This is a genomic window from Bradyrhizobium sp. KZN70725 (assembly GCF_055264925.1).
On the sequence record NZ_JBUYWT010000053.1, the window covers coordinates 1 to 18,485 of the forward strand.

Annotated in this window: 14 protein-coding genes, 1 tRNA gene and 1 pseudogene; 10 read left to right on the top strand and 6 right to left on the bottom strand. The window is 63.9% G+C overall.

Translation table 11 applies throughout. The features are described from left to right. Positions 1-234: 234 nt before the first annotated feature. Positions 235-1,299, bottom strand: a complete 1,065-nt coding sequence (locus tag ACZBJS_RS33460; RefSeq protein WP_316397764.1) for a carbon-nitrogen hydrolase family protein — start codon at positions 1,297-1,299, stop codon at positions 235-237. A 175-nt stretch (positions 1,300-1,474) separates the two neighbouring features. Between ACZBJS_RS33460 and ACZBJS_RS33465 the strand changes: the two genes are divergently transcribed. From ACZBJS_RS33465 to ACZBJS_RS33475, 3 genes are all read left to right on the top strand, one after another. After that, complete coding sequence (locus ACZBJS_RS33465; RefSeq protein WP_057018473.1) at positions 1,475-2,425, top strand: LysR family transcriptional regulator; 951 nt, start codon at positions 1,475-1,477, stop codon at positions 2,423-2,425. A 76-nt stretch (positions 2,426-2,501) separates the two neighbouring features. Beyond that, complete coding sequence (locus ACZBJS_RS33470) at positions 2,502-2,816, top strand: DUF485 domain-containing protein (protein ID WP_141341333.1); 315 nt, start codon at positions 2,502-2,504, stop codon at positions 2,814-2,816. 12 nt (positions 2,817-2,828) lie between these two features. Next, positions 2,829-4,412: a solute symporter family protein gene (locus tag ACZBJS_RS33475; RefSeq protein WP_057018474.1), complete on the top strand. Its 1,584-nt coding sequence runs from the start codon at positions 2,829-2,831 to the stop codon at positions 4,410-4,412. Positions 4,413-4,667: 255 nt separating this feature from the next. Here the strand turns inward: ACZBJS_RS33475 and glmU are convergent, their stop codons facing one another. Continuing rightward, positions 4,668-6,026: a bifunctional UDP-N-acetylglucosamine diphosphorylase/glucosamine-1-phosphate N-acetyltransferase GlmU gene (gene glmU / locus ACZBJS_RS33480; RefSeq protein WP_463439793.1), complete on the bottom strand. Its 1,359-nt coding sequence runs from the start codon at positions 6,024-6,026 to the stop codon at positions 4,668-4,670. 183 nt (positions 6,027-6,209) lie between these two features. On the opposite strand from glmU, the gene ACZBJS_RS33485 reads away from it, so the two are divergent. After that, positions 6,210-7,589, top strand: coding sequence for a hypothetical protein (locus tag ACZBJS_RS33485; RefSeq protein ID WP_463439794.1), 1,380 nt, complete (start codon positions 6,210-6,212; stop codon positions 7,587-7,589). 94 nt (positions 7,590-7,683) lie between these two features. Continuing rightward, positions 7,684-8,064: a hypothetical protein gene (locus ACZBJS_RS33490; protein ID WP_016844836.1), complete on the top strand. Its 381-nt coding sequence runs from the start codon at positions 7,684-7,686 to the stop codon at positions 8,062-8,064. Here ACZBJS_RS33490 and ACZBJS_RS33495 read toward each other — a convergent pair. Then, complete coding sequence (locus ACZBJS_RS33495; RefSeq protein ID WP_316397760.1) at positions 8,024-9,652, bottom strand: glycoside hydrolase family 17 protein; 1,629 nt, start codon at positions 9,650-9,652, stop codon at positions 8,024-8,026. The genes ACZBJS_RS33490 and ACZBJS_RS33495 overlap by 41 nt on opposite strands. 245 nt (positions 9,653-9,897) lie before the next feature. Here ACZBJS_RS33495 and ACZBJS_RS33500 point away from each other — a divergent pair, with 245 nt between their 5' ends. From ACZBJS_RS33500 to ACZBJS_RS33510, 3 genes are all read left to right on the top strand, one after another. Next, entirely contained in the window at positions 9,898-10,509 is a 612-nt protein-coding gene (locus ACZBJS_RS33500; RefSeq protein ID WP_057018479.1) for a hypothetical protein, read from the top strand. A gap of 193 nt (positions 10,510-10,702) precedes the next feature. Further along, positions 10,703-13,552, top strand: a complete 2,850-nt coding sequence (locus ACZBJS_RS33505; protein ID WP_076828919.1) for a glycosyltransferase — start codon at positions 10,703-10,705, stop codon at positions 13,550-13,552. A 189-nt stretch (positions 13,553-13,741) separates the two neighbouring features. Next, positions 13,742-13,817 (top strand) — tRNA-Lys (locus tag ACZBJS_RS33510). Between the two features lie 43 nt (positions 13,818-13,860). Here ACZBJS_RS33510 and ACZBJS_RS33515 read toward each other — a convergent pair. After that, a pseudogene (locus tag ACZBJS_RS33515) lies at positions 13,861-14,061 on the bottom strand (IS481 family transposase); the annotation flags it as partial. A 362-nt stretch (positions 14,062-14,423) separates the two neighbouring features. Here ACZBJS_RS33515 and ACZBJS_RS33520 point away from each other — a divergent pair. Together ACZBJS_RS33520 and ACZBJS_RS33525 are read left to right on the top strand one after the other, a co-directional pair. Then, positions 14,424-15,785 (top strand): TubC N-terminal docking domain-related protein, encoded by a 1,362-nt coding sequence (locus ACZBJS_RS33520; RefSeq protein WP_316397758.1) that lies wholly within the window; start codon positions 14,424-14,426, stop codon positions 15,783-15,785. Between the two features lie 770 nt (positions 15,786-16,555). After that, positions 16,556-16,687, top strand: coding sequence for a hypothetical protein (locus ACZBJS_RS33525; RefSeq protein ID WP_256527598.1), 132 nt, complete (start codon positions 16,556-16,558; stop codon positions 16,685-16,687). A gap of 361 nt (positions 16,688-17,048) precedes the next feature. On the opposite strand, the gene ACZBJS_RS33530 is transcribed toward ACZBJS_RS33525, so the two are convergent. Both ACZBJS_RS33530 and ACZBJS_RS33535 read right to left on the bottom strand, forming a co-directional pair. Further along, on the bottom strand, positions 17,049-17,285 hold the full coding sequence (locus tag ACZBJS_RS33530; RefSeq protein ID WP_057018484.1) for a hypothetical protein: 237 nt from the start codon (positions 17,283-17,285) through the stop codon (positions 17,049-17,051). Positions 17,286-17,427: 142 nt separating this feature from the next. After that, entirely contained in the window at positions 17,428-18,333 is a 906-nt protein-coding gene (locus tag ACZBJS_RS33535; RefSeq protein ID WP_316397757.1) for a ribonuclease Z, read from the bottom strand. Between the last annotated feature and the right edge of the window lie 152 nt (positions 18,334-18,485).

Here is an 18,485-nt window from a genome sequence, read left to right on the forward strand (position 1 = left end):
CCCAAAAGCTGGCGAGAAGATCTCGAAGACGCAACAAACCCAGGTGGGACGGGCTTTGTCGCATCTTGGGATCGAGCATATCGCAGCCTATTCGCCGCAGGCGCGCGGGCGTTCCGAGCGGGTGTTCGGCACCTTGCAGGACCGGCTGCCGAAGGACGAGAATGCCGGACCGCGATGTCCGCGTCGGGTCCCGCACGCGGACGAAGGATCGTGTGAGGCAGCACCAAGGCTTCGTCAGCTCCGGAGGTCGCGGCCCTGCCCATTCGATGCAGCGTCGGCATCGACCGACAGAATTGCCGCGTCTTGCACGTCCGCTATCGGCTGCTCTGGATCGCGGAATCGAGCCGGGGTCAACCGGCTGCGGTCGACCGTCACGCCGAAGATGTCGAAGCGGTTGTAGTAACCGACCACGTCGTGAAACTGTTTCGGCTCGACGCAGCGATTGAGATCGATCTCCGCGTAGGCGATCCCCTCCTCGTCCTGCAATCCATCGCCGAAGACGCTGCCGGTCGGATCGACGAAGAAGCTCGCCGCACGTGGTGTCTGGTCGATCACGTCGGCGATCGTTCGATCGCGTTCAATGAGGAAGGCGCGCAACGCCTGGTCCATGTAGCCGGCGGTGACGATCCCGAATACCTTGGCTTCGAAGCAATGGGCGCTGGCCCGGATGCGGTTGGCGGCCACGTTGTCGAAATTGCCGCCGCCTGCCGGGCGCCGGGTGGGCCACATCGGCGGCCAGCTCGAAATGTGCACCTGCTCGCCCTGCGCCATCAGCGCGAAGCGGGCCAATGGATTGGTATTCTCGCCGCAAATTAACCCGCCGATCCGGCCCTGCCGCGTCTCCGCGACTTTAAGGCCCGCACCATCCCCGGACGACCACACCAGCTTCTCATAGAAGGTCGGAACCAGCTTGCGGTGATGGATGAGAATTTCTCCGGTCTCGCCGATCAGCAGGTTCGAGTTCCACAGCCCCCCGACGCTGACGGCCGAGCGCTCGCTGATGCCGATCGAGACCGTGACGCCGAGGGCGCGTGCCTCGGCGCAGAGCCGCGCCACTTCCGGTCCGTCCGCCAGCACGGATTGCTCCGCCATGCGCACGAACAGATCGTGGTTGTCGATTGGAGGCCACAGCGCAGCCCAGACCGGAAAGGCGGGAATATAGGTTTCGGGAAACGCGATCAGCTCGGCGCCGGCCCCGGCCGCCTCGCGAATGATGGCGATCGCCTTTTCGGTGGTCGCCCAGCTGTCGAGGAAGACGGGCGCGGCGTGGACGGCAGCAGCCTTGAAACGAGGAAGCATGTCGAAAATCCCGGCTAGGACTAGGGGAGCGAAGCGGTATCATCCCTGGCTTGCCGGCGTGCATGGGAATTGTCGCAAGGTCGGTTGCGAAGGATCGGAACCGCCACGCGCTGGAACGGGAATTGCTTTGCTGACAAGGGCCGCAATTTCAACGGCCGCAACCTGGAGGCCGGTGATGTTCGACACGATCAACTGGGACGATCTGCGGGTGTTTCTCTGCGCCGCCCGCGCCGGGAATTTGAGCCAAACGGCAAAGCGGCTGCGGCTCGACCATTCCACCGTCAGCCGGCGCATCGCCCAGATGGAAGCTTCGCTCGGGGTTGCGGTGTTCGAACGCCACCGCGCCGGGCTCAAGCTCAACGAAGTCGGCGAGCGACTGTTGCGCCATGCCGAGCGGGTCGAGAGCGCGGTGATCGCGATCCGCGAGGAGGCCAGCGCCAGCGACACCCAGGAGCTCGTCGGGACCGTGCGGCTCGCCACCATGGAGGGGATCGCCTCGCTTTATCTGGCGCAACGCTTTGCCAAGCTGCGACGCACCGCGCCACAGCTCACCGTCGAACTCGTCACGTCCGCCCAGACGGTCTACGTTCATAAGCGCGAGGCCGATCTGTTCGTGTCCTTCTTCCGGCCGCCCGGTCCGGGCCTGATCTCGGAGCGCATCGGCAAGTTTCGGCTCGGGCTATTCGCGAGCCAGGACTATCTCGACCACCACGGGATGCCCGCAAGCCTGCGCGACCTGCAGGATCATTGGTTCGTGTCCTATATCGAGGACCTGATCCAGGTCGACTCGGTGCGCTGGCTCGCCGATGTCATCGAAGAGCCGAAAATCGCCTTCCACTCCAACAGCATGATCGCGCAGATGAACGCCGCGGCGGGCGGCCTCGGCATCGTGATGCTGCCGAGCTTTGCCACAAGGGACCGGCCCGACCTGATACCGGTGCTGCCCGCTCTCGCCGGCACCGTTCGCGAGGTCTGGCTCAACGTCCACAGCGACCTGCAATTCGCCCCGCGCATCCGCGCCGTCCGCGCCTTCCTGAAAAATACCCTGAAGCAGGATCCCGACATGCAGGTCACGCTGGCCGATGTCGTGCCGCAGCCGCGCACAGCAGATTGCAAAAATCCATAATTCCCTTCCGTCAGCCCCCGGCTGAAGCTCATCCGATTGGCGCAAGCAGAGCGCGCTGAAGTTTTGAGGGGCCGAAATGAACGTGGTTATTCCCGGCAATGCCGATCCGGCGCCGAACGGCGGCGCATTGGCCAAGAAGCAGGCCGAGAAGCTGGCCAAGAAGCGGCTGACAGTCGCGCTCGTTCTGAGCGTTGCGATGATCGTGATCTATTTCGGCTTCATGGGGCTTTTCGCGTTCGACAAGCCGCTGCTCGGCACCATTCTGATGCCCGGCCTGTCGCTTTGCATTGTGCTCGGCCCGCTCGTCATCATCTCTTCCTTCGTGCTCTGCCTGGTCTACGTGCTGTGGGCGAACCGGGTGTTCGACGCAGGCGTTCGCGAGCTTCGCTAAGGGGACAGGCAAATGGGCAGCAGCACGCTTTCGATCGGGTTCTTCTTCGCCTTCATGGCGTTGACGCTGGCGATCACCTATTGGGCTGCGCGGCGCACGCGCACCACCGAGCACTTCTTTGCCGCCGGCGGCCAGGTCACGCCGTGGCAGAACGGCTGGGCACTCGCGGGAGACTTCCTGAGCGCCGCGGCCCTGCTCGGGATTGCCGGCATCGTCACCTCGAACGGCTTCGACGGCATGATCTATTCGATCGGGTGGCTGGTCGGCTGGCCGATCATTCTGTTCCTGATCGTCGAACCATTGCGCAATGTCGGCCGTTTCACCTTCGCCGACGTCGTGGCTTATCGCCTGCGCCAGCGCCCGGTGCGCCTCGCCGGCGCCATCGGTACACTTGCCGTGATCCTGTTCTACCTGATCGCCCAGATGGTCGCGACGGGATCGCTGATCAAGCTGCTGTTCGGCCTGCCCTACACCTGGTCGGTCGTCGTCGTCGGCAGCGTCATGCTGGTCTATGTGCTGTTCGGCGGCATGTTGGCGACGACCTGGGTGCAGGTGGTCAAGGCTGTGCTGCTGATGGGCGGCGGCATCCTGCTCGCCCTCCTCGTGTTGACCCATTTCGACATGAACCCGCTGAAGCTGTTCGCCGCGGCGTCCGAGAAATACGGCACCAAGGTGCTGCAGCCGGGATCGAAGGTGGTCTCGGGTCAATGGGATGCCATCTCGCTCGGGCTCGGACTGATGTTCGGAACCGCCGCGATGCCGCATGTGCTGATGCGGGCCTACACGGTGAAGGATTCCAAAGCCGCACGGCTGTCGATCCTCTATGCCACCGGCCTGATCGGCGTCTTTCATCTCATGGTCTTCATCATCGGCTTCGGCGCCATGGTGCTGGTCGGCGCCGAGGCGGTGGCCAAGGCCGGCGGCGGCGGCAACATGGCAGCGCCCCTGCTCGCACTCACCGTCGGCGGCAACGCGTTCTTCGGCTTCATCTGCGCGGTCGCGTTCGCGACCATGCTTGCCGTCGTCGCGGGGCTGACGCTGTCGGGCGTCGCCACGCTCTGCCACGACGTCTGGACCAATGTGATCAGGAGCGGCACCGCTTCGGAAGCCGAGCAGCTCAAGGTCGCGCGGGTCGCGACGGTTCTGATTTCCATCCTCGCCATCGGCCTGGGCATCGCGTTCGAAGGCCAGAACGTCGCGTTCATGGCGGGACTTGCGTTCTCGATCGCCTGCGCCGCCAACTTCCCTTCGCTCGTGCTCGCCATCACCTGGCGCCGCTTCACGACGCCTGCTGCTGTGGCGAGCATCCTCGTCGGCACACTGAGCTCGCTGGTGCTGATCTATCTGTCCCCGACCATCCAGGTCGACATTCTCGGCAAGCCGCTCGCCGCGGTCGAGCATCAATGGTGGTTCGTGTCGCTGCGCAATCCCGCGATCATCAGCATGCCGCTATCCTTTGCGGTCGCGATCCTGCTGTCGCTGATGACACGGGAGAAGAACGCAAACCTCGCCTTCGACGAGATGCAGCGGCGCATCCTGCTCGGACCGGTAGAGCCGAACACCAGCGAGCCGCGCCAGGCGAAGAATGCGGCATGAACCGGGTCAACCGATCGACGTTGCGATCAGCCCGTTGCGAACCCCGTCACCCGATGCGCATATGTGACTCACAGATCGCGCAACACATTCAGTGTCGTCCCGGCGAAAGGGGACCCATAACCACCGACGGTCATTGCTTCACGATGCTGGAACGACGAGTCCTGTCCCCAACTTCCGCCGCGGAGTATGGGTCCCGGCTTTCGCCGGGACGACATTTTATGGTCGAGACAGGCTCGCAAATATGTCGCGAGAAGATCACTTCCCCTTCGCAGCCTTCTCCTTCAGCTTCGCCGTGCGGTAGCGCGCGGCGCCGCCTTCGCGGATGGACTGCTCGCTGCGCTCGAGCGCCATCGCATCGTCGGGAACATCCTTGGTGATCACGGAGCCCGAACCGATATAGGCGCCCTTGCCGATCGTGACCGGCGCGACCAGCGACGTATTGGTGCCGATGAAGGCGCCCTCGCCGATCAGCGTCTTGTGCTTGAGGAAGCCGTCATAGTTGCAGGTGATGGTGCCAGCGCCGAGGTTGGAATTGGCACCGACATGGGCGTCGCCGACATAGGAGAGATGGTTGACCTTGACGCCGGCCTCCAGCCTCGAACCCTTCGTCTCGACGAAATTGCCGATCTTCACGCCATCGCCGAGCGAGGTGCCGGGCCGCAGCCGCGCGTAGGGTCCGAGTTCCACCTTCTTGCCGATCGTAGCTTGCGTGATGTGCGAGAAGGAATGGATCACGGCGCCGTCGTCGATCGAAACGCCGGGTCCGATCACCACGAACGGCTCGATCGTGACGTCCTTGCCGAATTTGGTGTCAGCGGCGAGATAGACCGTCTCCGGCGCGATCAGGGTCACGCCGGCCTCGAGCGCCTGGTTGCGCAGCCGCGCCTGCATCACGGCCTCGGCCTCGGCGAGCTGCGCCTTGGTGTTGATGCCGCGCACTTCGTCTTCGCTGGTCTCGATCACGACGGCCTCCAGTCCGAGTTCCCTGACAATGCCGACGGCATCGGTCAGATAATATTCGCCCTTGGCATTGGCATTGCCGATCTTCTCGATGATCGCGAGCGCCTTCCTGCCGTCGAACGCCATCACGCCGGCATTGCACAGCGTGATCTTGCGCTCTTCGGCACTTGCATCGGCCTGCTCGCGGATCGCGACCAGCTTGCCGTTCTCGACCACCAGGCGGCCGTAGCCGGTCGGGTCGGCGGCATGGAAGCCGAGCACCGCAAGGGCCGCGCCGTCGCGCAGCGGTGCGCGCATACGGGCGAAGGTCTCGGCCGAGATCAGCGGCGTGTCGCCGAATGCGATCAAGAGGTCGTCGGCGCTGCGGGCGATCGCCTCGCGCGCCGCCAGCACCGCATGCGCGGTGCCGAGCCGCTCGCGCTGCACGAAGGTCTGTGCGTCGGGCCGCACCCGACGCACCTCGTTGGCGACCGCCTCGTGGTCCGGGCCGATCACGACCGCCAGCTGCGACCCCTCGCCGGAGGCCGCGACGTTGAGCACATGCGCCAGCAGCGGCTGCCCGGCCACGGGGTGCAGCACCTTCGGCAGCGACGAGCGCATCCGCGTGCCCTCACCGGCCGCAAGCACCACTGTCAGGCTCGTTCGCGCAGTCATTCGCAATCCTCGATGTCGCGCGCAGTTCGCTGCGCAAAGCTGTCTTCGAGGCCGTCTTTAATTGTTTTCCCCGGCAGAAGAAACCGATTCGCCTCCGTGGCGCTCCGGATTCAAGTTCCCGGTCCATTTCCTGTTAATCTTTACCTCGTGATTCGGCGGGCCTCGAGGAGGGCCAAGCGGGCTTTGGCCAAAGATCGCGACAATCTGGCGGCGGAATTCGACACCGAGAGCACCACCGGCTTTTTGGCCGAGGAGGATGCTCTGGATCGCCGCATGCTGTGGCGGCTCGGCTCGTGGGGCGTTGCCGCGGTCGGCGCCGTCACCGTCGCGGTGATGGCCAACCAGTCGGCGTTGACGCTGCGGCGCGACCAGGTTGCCGCAGCGGACCTCGCGCGACAGGCCCTGCAGTTGCAGACGCTGGCGAAGGAGAGCCACAACGAGACGCGCCGGCTGGCGTCTGCGATCGATACGCTCAACGGCGACCGCGACCGGCTGTATTCGCGCGTCACCACGCTGGAGCAGGGTCTCGACTCCGTGACCGGCGCGATCGCCAAGCAGCCGCCGGCACCATCGCCCTTGGCAGCGCCCGGTACCTCGCCCGCAACCGCCAGTTCGTCGCCCGCCGCCTCCGCGCCAACCGTTGCCGCCGTCGCAACGATGCCGACGGTCGCATTGGACAAGCCGGCGGCGATCGACAAGCTGCCCACAGCCGGCGACAGCAAGGCGACTGGGCCGATCGAGAAGCCGGTTGCGGCGGCCGAAAAGCCGGCAACGGCCGACAAGAAACCGGCGTCCGCGCCCGCCAAGCCGCAGGCCGCCGCGGAGAAGCCGCCAGCCCCCGACAATTCGCCGCCGAATTCCGCCACGGCCGCATCGATCGCAAGTCCAATGAGCGCCGCCGCGGCCGGCGCCGAGGATGCACCCGCTGCGCCGGCGCCGGTCGCAGACAAGTCGCTTGCCGACAAGCCGGTCCTGGCATCGCTCGATCCCGCAGCGAACAAGGCAACCGAAACGGTCAGGCCGCCGACCGCCAGCGATGTCACCGCCGCACCGATCCCTCCGCTGGTGATCACAGCGGATCCGGACGCCGAGGACGATGCGCCGCAGGCACAGATCCACCGCACCGAGTTCGGCGTCGATCTCGGCACGGCCAATTCGGTCAATGGACTGCGCGCGCTGTGGCGCGGCCTGTTGAAGTCGAAGGCCAACGCGCCGCTGGCGGCGCTGCGGCCGATCATCGTGATCAAGGAGAACAGCAACGGGCTCGGCATGCAGTTGCGCCTGGTGGCCGGACCGCTGAACGACGCCGGCACCGCAGCCAGGATCTGCGCGGGCCTCAACCTGGTGCAGCGGACCTGCGAGACGGCGATCTATGACGGCCAGCGACTGGCCCTCATCGAGCCGGCCGCCGGAGCCAAGCCGGCGCCGTCGCATCGCCGGGCCGTGCCGAAGCGCGCCGTCGCGCCGCAGCAGCAGCAGCAGCAGCAGCAGCAGCCGGTCGCCGAGGACAAGAAGCCGGAGCCGACCACGATCTCCTCGATATTCCGGCGGAACAGCCAATAATCATGTGAGCCAAGGGATTGTGGCCGGATTTTCAACCGATTTCGATGCTCCGACCGAACTTGTCCCGCAACCCGATCCCGACCATAGTGCCGCGATGACAAAACCTCCGTTCCGCCTCTCCCCCTATCAGGTCCAGTTCCTGATGGTCGTGGGCTTCGTCACCGTCGGCTACGCGCTCTACGTGCGCTATCTGGCAATCGAGTTCTCTCCCGTTGCGCTGGCCTGCGACGCCGGCGCGCAGACCATGCTCTGCAAGGCTCGCGCGCTGTCGACCGTACTGTTCAAGAACTCGGTGTTCGGGATCACCGCGCTGGTAATCGCGGTGCTCAACCTGACGCGGCCGTCGATCGTGCTGCTCACCGTCGGCTTGATCGCTGCGGGGCTCGGGATCGTGCTCTACAATGTCGTGCTGTCGGGGCTCGCGATCGGGCTGTTCATCCTGGGTTTTGCGCGGCCCGCGCCCGCCACAGCGTAGCGGCGAGCAAGAGGTACATCACGCAGGTCCAGTCCGACTGCCAGTTGATCGTGCCCTCGTTGTAGATCGTGTAGCCGGCGGCGATCACCAGCAGGCCGGCGAATACGGATTCCGCGAGCGGCCGGATGCCTTCCTTCGGACGGTTGAGCATGGTCAGGAGCGCGAATGGCACCACCGCCATGGTCAGCGAGGCATACGGGAAATCGCGGTAGCGCGGATCGAAGGTAAAGCCGAGCGCGGTTTCGGCAGCAATCACCGTGGTGATGATCAGCACAATCGCCAGCGCCGCGCCGATCACGCCCTTGCCGCGATAGTCGCGCGGCCCGACCAGCTCCAGGAAGGTCGGCAGCGACCGCCCGGCGATCAGCGCGTGCGCCGTCAGCAGCGGCGCGGCAATGCCCGCTGCGAGCAGCACGCCCCAATGCAGCCAGCCGCCGACGCCGTAGCTCTCGTAATACATCTTATCGCCGGCAATCCCGAGCAGCGCCCCCGCCGTCGTCGCCGAAATGGCGACCGCGATCCAGGCCGACGGCCGCGGCGTCCAGGGCCGGCGGCGCAGCGTCAGCCAGGCTGCGAGGAATGTGGCGACGGACAGCGCCATGCCGCCCGCCATCTGCAGCTTCCAGTCCGGATAGTTCGTGATAGCAACGCCGGGCGGATATTTCACCTGCCGCTTGACCGAATCGAACAGGCCCCAATTGCCGCCGACGGTGCCCTCGAGCTTGCGCTTCCAGGGCTGGTCGTAGGCCTCGATCAGGTTGACCCGAAAGCCCTCGCGCTTGGCGAGGTCGAGGATCTCGGACACCACCCGCGCCTGGTTGGTGCGCGACGGCAATGCGCCCTCCCGCATCCGCCCCTGGCTCGGCCAGCCGGTCTCGCCGATCAGGATCTCCTTGCCCGGGAATGTCACCGCCATCCGCTTGCGGATATCGTCGACATGCGCCGCGGCGTACTTCGCCTTGACCGGGATGTCCTCCCAATACGGCAGGATGTGAATGGTGACGAAATCGACCGCGTCATAAATCTCGCGGTTCTTCACCCAGTATTCCCAGACGTCGGCATAGGTGACGGGAAGATTGCCCGCCGCCGCCTTCACTGCGCGGATGTTGCCGGCAAGATCGGTGGCGGTCATCTCGCCGCGCAGCAGCACCTCGTTGCCGACGATCAGCGAGGTGACGACGCCGGGATACTCCTTGGCGAGCCGCACCGCGATCGCGATCTGCTGCAAATTCTTGAAGCGGTTGCTGCTGAGCCAGATGCCTTGCATCACCTTCAGCCCGACCTTGGCCGCAACGCCGGGGACCTGGTCGAGGCCGTTCTCGATCGAATAGGTGCGCACGCAGTCGGTGACCTTGGCGAGATCGGTCAGATCCTGCTCGATCTGCTCGACTGGAATCTGCGTGGTGGGATCCAGCGGCGTCTGCGCGCCGCGGAACGGCGTATAGGACACGCATTGCAGCTTTGCAGCGGGATCGATCGGCGCGCGCACGAGCGTAATCGGCGTGGCGAGCCACCACCACACGGATGCAATCACGGCGAGCGAGATCAGGAGATGCGCCAGCGGCGTACGAAGCGAAATCGGTTCCATCCTCCGGGGGACCGTCGAATTAGCCGGTCACAGCCAATCTGCCAAGAGCGGGATTAGGTCAATACCATGGTTGTCCTGCGACAGTTTTGCGCTGGGTCGATAAAGTTGTGAGTTTGCTGGACAAAATACCAAATTCCAGTCATCAGATTTCGCCAGAGTCTCCGCCGCACTGGAGACCTATTTGGACGGCATCACGCGAGCCGTTAGGATGATCCCGCGGGGGCAGGAACATTATCGGGGAATACATGCGTCGACGGCTGCTTGAGTTGAAGAACACTACTTTGCGCCATCTTGCCGTAACGGGCCTTGTCACGGGCCTTGCGCTCCTCATTGGGGCCGGCGGCGCGTTCGCCCAGAGCGGCACGCCGAATCCGCCGGATCAGGCGAAACAGCAGCCTGGACAGCCCGACGCCAACGCAAATGCCGCACGGGAAGCCAACCAGCGCAAGGTCGAGGAGTTCGTCGAGGCCCAGCAGGCCATCAACGGCCCGGCCGGCAACCCGGAATGCGTCTGGCTCGGCCGCCGCGTCGTCCGCCTGATGTGGAACGACGACCTCGATACCGCGTTCCGCCATCTCGACCTCTACGACCGGTTCGGCTGCCCCGGCGGCCACGTCCAGGCGGCGTTCCGCTGCCTGACCCGGTTCGGCGCCCAGATCGACGACAAGGTCCGCGGCAGCCTCGACGGCCGCATCCACGCCTGCTGGATCAATCCGGGCGCGCAGCCCCAGGCCGCGGCCGCCGCCGCTGCTCCCACCCCGGCGCCGGCGACGGCCGGCACCGCCGCACCGGCACCGGCAGCCTCGCCCTCGCCTGCACCGACCCCGTCGGCGTCACCTGCGCCGGCGTCGAAATAGCCATATCCCGCGACCGGGGTCCGGCCGCGATTTTTTCGCGGCTGGAACGGCTTGCGCCCTTAAAACGCCATCGCGGCACACCAGTTGTTAAATCGGATGGCGGAGATATCTTTCCCTCCGCTGTCGTGTTGGTCGAACCCAGGGGACGGGTTCGCTTAGTCCTCAATCTCAGGCCCCGTATGGTTTAACCGCGATGCGCGCCGTCGTCGCCGTCCTGTTGCTTGTCACCGCCGCCCACGCCGCCCTGTGGGGTCTCTTCCAGGAGAAGCAGTCGGCGCCCGATTTCCGTGGCACGCTGCCGAGCCTGTCCTACGCTCCGTTCGAGTCAGGCCACACCGTCGCAGACGTTGCCGCCGACACCGAGAAGGTGCGCACCGACCTGCGAAAACTGTCCACGCTCACCAAAGCGGTCCGCCTCTATTCGTCGACGGAAGGCAACGAGCTGGTGCCGCCGGTCGCCGCCGAGTTCGGCATGAAGGTCACGGTTGGCGCGTGGATCGACAAGGACGCCAACCGCAACAACCGTGAGATCGAAGCCGCGATCAACCTGGCCAAGCGCAACAGCAACGTCATCGGCATTGTAGTCGGCAACGAAACCGTGTTCCGCGGCGAGCAGGTGCCGCTGGAAAACCTCGGCTCGGTTCCGGAGATCGGTGTGCCGCCCGAGGAGTCCGAGAGGATTCTTCGCGAGGAAGCGCAGCGTCTTCACGACGCGGAAATGCAGCCGGATGAAAACGGCAGCAGCGGCTTGAGCAAGCGCGCTGAAGCGATCAAGTGGGCAGTCGCCGAAAACAACGTGCACCGGCTGATCAAGGTGATCCAGCGGGTCAAGAAGTCGGTCAACGTCCCCGTCACGACCGGTGAAATCTGGAACATCTGGCGCGACCATCCGCAGCTCGCCAACTCGTCTGACTTCGTCGCCGCGCACGTGCTGCCCTACTGGGAAAACTTCACCGACAAGCAGGCGGTGGACCAGGCGGTCGACCGCTACAATTTGTTGCGCGACTCCTTCCCCGGCAAACGCATCCTGATTGCCGAATTCGGCTGGCCGAGCCAGGGCTACAATCTGCGCAGCGCCGTGCCCGGCCCGTTCCAGCAGGCCACCGTGCTGCGCAACTTCGTCACCCGCGCCGAAGCCATCGGCATGGACTACAACATCGTCGAGGCGATCGATCAGCCCTGGAAGTTCTTCGAAGGCGGCGTCGGACCCTACTGGGGCATCCTCAATGCCGACCGCGAGCCAAAGTTCGCCTGGACCGGTCCGGTCACCGATCCGAACTACTGGAAGATCGCGCTGGTCGCCGTCCTGGTCGGCCTGTTCATGTCGCTGCCGATCCTGCGGCTGGACCAGCCGACCGTGATGCAGGCGCTGCTCTTGTCGGCGGCCGCCAACGGCGTCGGCGCCTGGGTCGCGACCGTGTTCTCGTACTGGACGACGCACTATTTCGTCTGGGGCTCGGCCTTCGCGCTCAGCCTCGGCCTGGTGCTGCTGGTTCCGCTGGTCCTGATCGCGATGGCGCGGATCGAGGAGATCGCGGCGGTGGCGTTCGGCCGCGGCCCGCGCCGGCTGATCGGCAAGAGCGCGCCGCTCGCGCCCGCCACGATCGGCGAGAACGTCAAGTTTCCGAAGGTCTCGATCCACATCCCGGCCTATTTCGAGCCGGTCGAGATGCTGAAGCAGACGCTTGATGCGGTGTCGCGGCTCGACTATCCGAACTTCGAGTGCGTCTGCATCATCAACAACACGCCCGATCCCGACTTCTGGCGGCCGATCCAGGATCACTGCCGGCTGCTCGGCGAGCGCTTCAAGTTCATCAATGCCGAGAAGGTGCAGGGCTTCAAGGCCGGTGCGCTGCGCATCGCGATGGACCGCACCGCGGCGGATGCCGAGATCATCGGCATCATCGATGCCGACTACGTCGTGCATCCGGACTGGCTGAAGGATCTCGTGCCGGCATTCGCCGATCCGCGCGTCGGCCTCGTGCAGGCGCCGCAGGAGCATCGCGACGGCGATCGCTCGCTGATGCACTACATCATGAACGGCGAATATGCCGGGTTCTTCGACATCGGCATGGTCCAGCGCAACGAGTTCAACGCCATCATCGTGCACGGCACGATGTGCCTGATCCGCCGCGCTGCGATGGACAAGGCCGGCGGCTGGTCCTCTGACACGATCTGCGAGGACACCGATCTCGGCCTCTCGATCCAGCAGCAGGGCTGGCTCACGCACTACACCAATGTGCGTTACGGCGAAGGCCTGCTGCCCGACACCTACGAGGCCTTCAAGAAGCAGCGCCATCGCTGGGCCTATGGCGGCTTCCAGATCGTCAAGAAGCACTGGCGGCGCTTCCTGCCCGGCGCCAGCCGGCTGACGCCCGATCAGCGCCGCGAGTTCTCGCTGGGCTGGCTCAACTGGCTCGGCGCCGAAAGCCTCGGCGTCGTGGTTGCGATCCTCAACCTGATCTGGGTGCCGATCGTCGCCTTCGCCGACATCGCGATCCCCGACAAGATTCTGACGCTGCCGATCATCGCCTCCTTCATCGTCTCGCTGGTGCATTTCGTCGCGCTCTACCGGCTGCGCGTGAACATCAAGGCAGGCCAGATGTTAGGGGCCATGATCGCGGCGATGAGCGTGCAGTGGACGGTGTCGCGCGCGGTGGCGCAGGGCCTGATCACCGAGCATCTTGCGTTCGCCCGCACCTCCAAGGGCGGCCTGTCGCGGATGTCGATCGAGTTCCAGGCGTTCTGGGAAGCCGTGATCGGCGTGTTGCTGCTGATCGGCGCCGTCGTGCTTGTCGTCACCAACGGCTACAAGCAGGTGCGCGAGATCTACATCTTCGCCGGCGTCCTGGTGCTGCAGAGCCTGCCATTCCTGGCGGCGGTCTCCATCGCGATCCTGGAAAATTCGCGGATCAACGAGTTCGCATTCTGGCGCAACAGCGCGATCCGCACCGCGGAACTGATCGGGTTGCGCCCGGTCAGCCTGCCCTCGGTCGCCGCCCCGTCGCAGCCGGTCGGCTCGGAAATCCGCCGCGACAACTAGCGCCGGATTTGGCCTACTTCAAGAAACGGCCCTAACCGCAGGCGCCGGAACGGCAAATCCGGCGCGCCGGTGCACAATTGACCGCCCGTCGGCTATTGACCCGATGGGCCCTGCCCCCTACACAGCGCGGGCTGGAGCACGATCCGGAGCGGTTCACCGCTGGCGTCCGGATCTAATGTTCAGGTGAGTGAGCGCGTAGCTCAGGCGGTAGAGCACGTGACTTTTAATCATGGGGTCGAGGGTTCGAGTCCCTCCGCGCTCACCAAACAAATTCTGTCCAGCCCGGAGACATGGGTAACAGGTCGTACCTAAGACATGGATGACAGCCTCGTGCCGAACGGGTTGTCGAGGGGTTGCAGGGTTTTCTGCTCCAGGTCGAAGTATCCCAAATCATAGTGCATGAAGCTGACGAGCCAAATGCCGTCGTCGACCTCCTTGATGTGTTGGCCGGCCAGCACGGTGGCGATGTTGATCCGCTTTCGGTGCAGGCAAAGCCGCCCGACGCTTGATGGAGCACGCGAGAGCATTCGAGGCGATCCAGGCGGCCCACGCGAGCGGAACGTTCGCGCGGATGCTCCAGCCTGGGAAAGACCTGCTCGCCTGGGCGGTCCCATACATCCGGAGTACCTCATCTAGTGGGCTAAGGCCACGAGACCTTGGCGTTTCGCACGCGCCAATATCCATCGGGAATTTGCACTTCCTTCCTGGGGCTAGGCCGGCGCTACCCGCATGCATTTCAAGCGGACGGCGTCGGGTGTTCTCGCCATGCGGATGATTGACCAGGTGCCGAAAGAAGCTTGGGATAGCATCTGCCCGGCTCCTCCAAGGTCGGGCGCCCATTCCAAGGCGAAGCACCCGAGGACGATCTCAAATGGAAACGGCCACGCTTCTATCGGTTCTCCGCGACCGGAACGTCAGAGTATGGGTCGAAGGGGACCGCCTGAAGTGCAGCGCCCCCGCTGGCGCGCTTGACGCAGAGTTGCGCGCGACACTGGCCGACCGAAAGCAAGAACTGCTCGCCTGGTTTCGGCAGGCGGAGACGCTGAAGAGCGGTCCGGCCGACTCCCCGCCGATCGAGCGCGAGGACGGGACAAGAGCGCTCCTGCCGACAATTTCCAGGGAAGTTCCGTTGCCGATAATCCCGGCACGGCGTGAACGCATGAGCCGTTTCGTCAAGGAGCTCCGAAGTTGCGGTTACGACCTCGCAAGCTGTGCCGAACGTCTTGAGGTCCTTCCTCGCCTCGGCGTCAATTTCTGGCAAAGAATGCGAATGTCCTGGACTCCTCGGAAGAGCGATCCGATCGACAATCTCATTACGCTCTTCATCGATGGCCAGCAGGTGAGCGCAGACGTTATCGCGAAGCAGATTTCGTCGTTCTTTGTCGATGCGGCGCTCGAAATGAGATTGGCTGAAAAAAACGGCGACGTGTTGCAGTCGAACTTCTGTTTGTTTCCATGCTATGGGAAATACCTGATCACCGATCAGGCAGAGAAGAATACCGCAATCAACCAAGTCATGTGGTTGTGGGGAGAGAGCTTTATGCTCGGCGGCTTTGTGAAGAGGATTCCCCGCAGGCGCGCCATTGATCTCGGAACAGGCTCCGGAGTGCACGCTATTCTGGCAAGCGACCATTCTGCGACAGTAGTGGGCGCAGACGTCAGTCCACGCGCCATCGCATTCTCCAACTTCAATGCAGCGCTAAACGAAAAGAGCAACATCGATTTTGTTGCAAGCGATCTCTTCGATTCGATCGACGGGACATGTGATCTGCTGGTATGTAATCCTCCTTACGCACCGGACACGGCCGCCAAGGCGAGCGATAATTTTTGGAGCGGTGGAATAGAAGGCACTGAGCTTCTGCGGAGGGTCGTCGAGGCTCTTCCCACGAGGTTGGATGCGGACGGAACAGCCTACATCAATGCTCTGTTTCCGAATCCTCCAGGAACGAAAATCAGGGATCATTTCGATGCTTGGCTTGAAGGCAATCTCACGGAGTGGGATGTGCTGGATCACACCTGGCCTGTGCCGGGATATCAAGATTTGTTCTCCGAGCAGCCATTCCAAGGTGATATGAGCGCGTGGCGCTTTGGCGTGGTGAGTATGCGTCGATCGCGGATTGGCCGGGGTTGGTGGAAGGAAGTCGCAGGCAATGGCCTGTTTTTTCGAGAGGACGGAAGTTGCAGCGTAATCGCTGATCACGATGCCTACGGGCCACCTGCTGGAATATCGTAGGACACGCGGAACACAGCATCACTCCCGGCAGACGTCCGCCATGGCCTCCTCGTCCAGAAGACAGGCGACAAAGCGACGGCGCTCTTCCATCACCGAACTTGCTTTCCACGGCATCACACCTCCCGCAGAACGGAAGCGGAAAGTGTAACCCATGTGTCCGGTACGGACTGTCGCCCATGTCTCGGGCCGCTCATACATTTGAGCAAGCAGTCAGCCTGCCAAACATTCGCGAAATTTCCGTGCGGCAGTGACATCGCTCTCGTGGTGTTTGGAAGCCGGCCCGGGCCCTGGCGCCGGCTCTTCTTAGTTTTTGTGTGAACCAAGCCACAGTTGTTTGCTGCGATCTTTAGTAGGTTTTCGGTGCTGGGGATTTCAGGGCCCAGAGGCTGGAAGAACAGGGCGTCGCGGGGACAAACCATTTCGGGCCCGGCGGCGTAATTTTTCGGGACGGTCAGAACTGCAATCCCAATGCTCGGACCAGACGCATTCGGACGCCAACGGCTCGTTGCTCTCCCTGTCGCAGTCATCACGTTCGGCGTCGCTTGCGTCGAGCCTGCCTGCGGTTCTCCGGACCGGTCGGAGGCGCGTGTATTCCGGCATGAGCCTTGCTCTTTAGGTGGCGCAGGAAATTTCAGTGTCCCGGTTCAGGAACAAGCTGTCGCCGGATGTGTCTTTTGGAGACGAGCAGCTGGATTCATTGGGAGGTATCGTTGAGATACGCAGCGCCCCTACAGTCAAGGTTTGTCGTTCGGAGAGGAAGCACCGACTGGATGGTTTATGATCGAGAGCTCAAGGGACCAGCGCAGTTGAAGAAAGACGGCCACTTCGCCGAGAAGCTGACGAAGGAACAGGCCGAACACATAAAGCAGGCCTTGACGGACGCCCTTGAGCCCGAGCCGTAGGCAGAGCTGGATCGAATACCCCGATCGGTGGCGACACAAACCGCGAACAGATGACATCTGTGTTACCTCGTAAGGTATATGAACAGAGTTGGGCAAAGCGAACGAGGCGCGGCGAAATGGCGGCGCATCGGTGGAGCAATTAGGCCCTTGCGGAATTCGGCTTTGGCCACGGGACGTTCTGAGCGGGCCAGCGTCGCCGTTGGGAGGGAACGATCGGGGAACAGCTCAAGGCACAACGAAAACCGCCCCCCTCACAAAGTTTACCCCCGCGCCGAGGGAGAGCGCGACGCATGACGGCGCAAGCGCGCCGTTCAGCGCACAATTCGGAGCGAACATTCGGAACGCTGCTGGAGTTCGGCCGTCAAGATAACGGCAGTTCGCCCTGACCGCCTGTCCAGTCGATGATATCGAGCTGCATCCCTCGCTTCAGCATCTCGGCCTCGAGGCTGCCGGCATGCCGTTTCCACTCGGGCGTCGCGCGGACGCGGAATTTTGGCTCTTCGCCGGCTGCCTCGAATTCGTCGTCGGCTCTGAGCGCACCGCGGACGGCTTCGTACATCATCTTCAGGCTGGCGTCGGTGAAGGCGCCGTAGTCCATCGGTCGTCTCCCTTGGCACTGTGGGACGCAAAAAGCCGCCACGTAGTCACTCGTGGCGGCCTTCTGCTAGCGGCCCATCCAGACGGCCTGGGACGACGTTGCGTGAGTCGGGTTAATGAAACGTTGTTCGTGCGGCGCACACTCAGATAGCGATGCGGTCGAAGTCGATGGCTATCCTGCTGTTCGGGAAAGTCCTCGTCGCCTCCGCCAGAATGTCCTCGTCCGGATAGCGGCCGGAGATGTGCGTGAGGACGAGTTGCTTGACCCCGCTCCGCGCTGCGAGCGCGGCGGCTTCGCTGGCCGTCAAATGCCCGTAGTCGCGCGCGATGGCCGCGTCGCGCTCGAGAAACGTCGCTTCGATCACCAGCACGTCGGCGTCCCTGACGTGTTCAGCCAGCCCCTCGGTTGTTTCAGCATCACCGACAATGACGAGCTTCTTTCGCCCCTGGGCCGGGCCAAGCACCTGCTCCGGATCGATGGTGCGACCATCGTCCAGCTTCGCCTGCCGCCCCTCCGCCAGCTCCCGGCGAACCGGCCCATCAGGCACGCGCAGCGCCAGAAGCCGGTCCGGGAGGAGATGCCGGCGTATCGCGCTCTGAAACGAGAAAGCGAAGCTGTCCGTATCCCGGTGGCGGACCGGAAAGCAATCGATGGTGAATTCGCCGGCGTCGAGGACTTGCCCCTCGCTCAACGGCACCAGATCAAGCGGGATCGGCGCTCTGCCCTCGCCCCACAGGCCTGACAGCATCCGGACGACGACATCGAGCGTGCCTGGCCCGGCATGAATCGTCATCGCATCCGAACTTTGCCGCAACCGGAGGGTCGAAAACAGCCCGGGGATGCCGAGCACATGATCGAAATGCCCGTGGGTCAGCAGCAGGTGATCAAGCCGTCGAAAGCCGGCGCCGCTCCGCAGCAGCTGGCGCTGCGTCCCCTCGCCGCAATCGACCAGAATACGACTGCCGGCTGCCTCGACGAGAACGCCCGGGTGATTGCGCTCGGGAGACGGCACGCTTGCCGACGTTCCCAGAAAAGTCAGCGAGAACATCGCAGCACCTCGCCTTCCGACTGCCGACGGCGCCACGCCGCCGAGATCGCGCAATCTGATGGCAGCGTCGCCCGATGTGTTCAAGCATCTTGATGCCGACGACGGTGGACCGAAAGGTCCTGAAGCCGGCGGCTTTAGGCGCAGACCGCATC

Bases quoted from the DNA above. Each gene is read 5' to 3' on its own strand.
- ACZBJS_RS33475 (WP_057018474.1), top strand. From the start codon at position 2,829: ATGGGCAGCAGCACGCTTTCGATCGGGTTCTTCTTCGCCTTCATGGCG.
- ACZBJS_RS33490 (WP_016844836.1), top strand. From the start codon at position 7,684: ATGACAAAACCTCCGTTCCGCCTCTCCCCCTATCAGGTCCAGTTCCTG.
- ACZBJS_RS33465 (WP_057018473.1), top strand. From the start codon at position 1,475: ATGTTCGACACGATCAACTGGGACGATCTGCGGGTGTTTCTCTGCGCC.
- ACZBJS_RS33530 (WP_057018484.1), bottom strand. From the start codon at position 17,285: ATGGACTACGGCGCCTTCACCGACGCCAGCCTGAAGATGATGTACGAA.
- ACZBJS_RS33470 (WP_141341333.1), top strand. From the start codon at position 2,502: ATGAACGTGGTTATTCCCGGCAATGCCGATCCGGCGCCGAACGGCGGC.
- ACZBJS_RS33525 (WP_256527598.1), top strand. From the start codon at position 16,556: ATGGTTTATGATCGAGAGCTCAAGGGACCAGCGCAGTTGAAGAAAGAC.
- ACZBJS_RS33495 (WP_316397760.1), bottom strand. From the start codon at position 9,652: ATGGAACCGATTTCGCTTCGTACGCCGCTGGCGCATCTCCTGATCTCG.
- ACZBJS_RS33500 (WP_057018479.1), top strand. From the start codon at position 9,898: ATGCGTCGACGGCTGCTTGAGTTGAAGAACACTACTTTGCGCCATCTT.
- glmU (WP_463439793.1), bottom strand. From the start codon at position 6,026: ATGACTGCGCGAACGAGCCTGACAGTGGTGCTTGCGGCCGGTGAGGGC.
- ACZBJS_RS33520 (WP_316397758.1), top strand. From the start codon at position 14,424: ATGGAAACGGCCACGCTTCTATCGGTTCTCCGCGACCGGAACGTCAGA.
- ACZBJS_RS33460 (WP_316397764.1), bottom strand. From the start codon at position 1,299: ATGCTTCCTCGTTTCAAGGCTGCTGCCGTCCACGCCGCGCCCGTCTTC.
- ACZBJS_RS33535 (WP_316397757.1), bottom strand. From the start codon at position 18,333: ATGTTCTCGCTGACTTTTCTGGGAACGTCGGCAAGCGTGCCGTCTCCC.
- ACZBJS_RS33505 (WP_076828919.1), top strand. From the start codon at position 10,703: ATGCGCGCCGTCGTCGCCGTCCTGTTGCTTGTCACCGCCGCCCACGCC.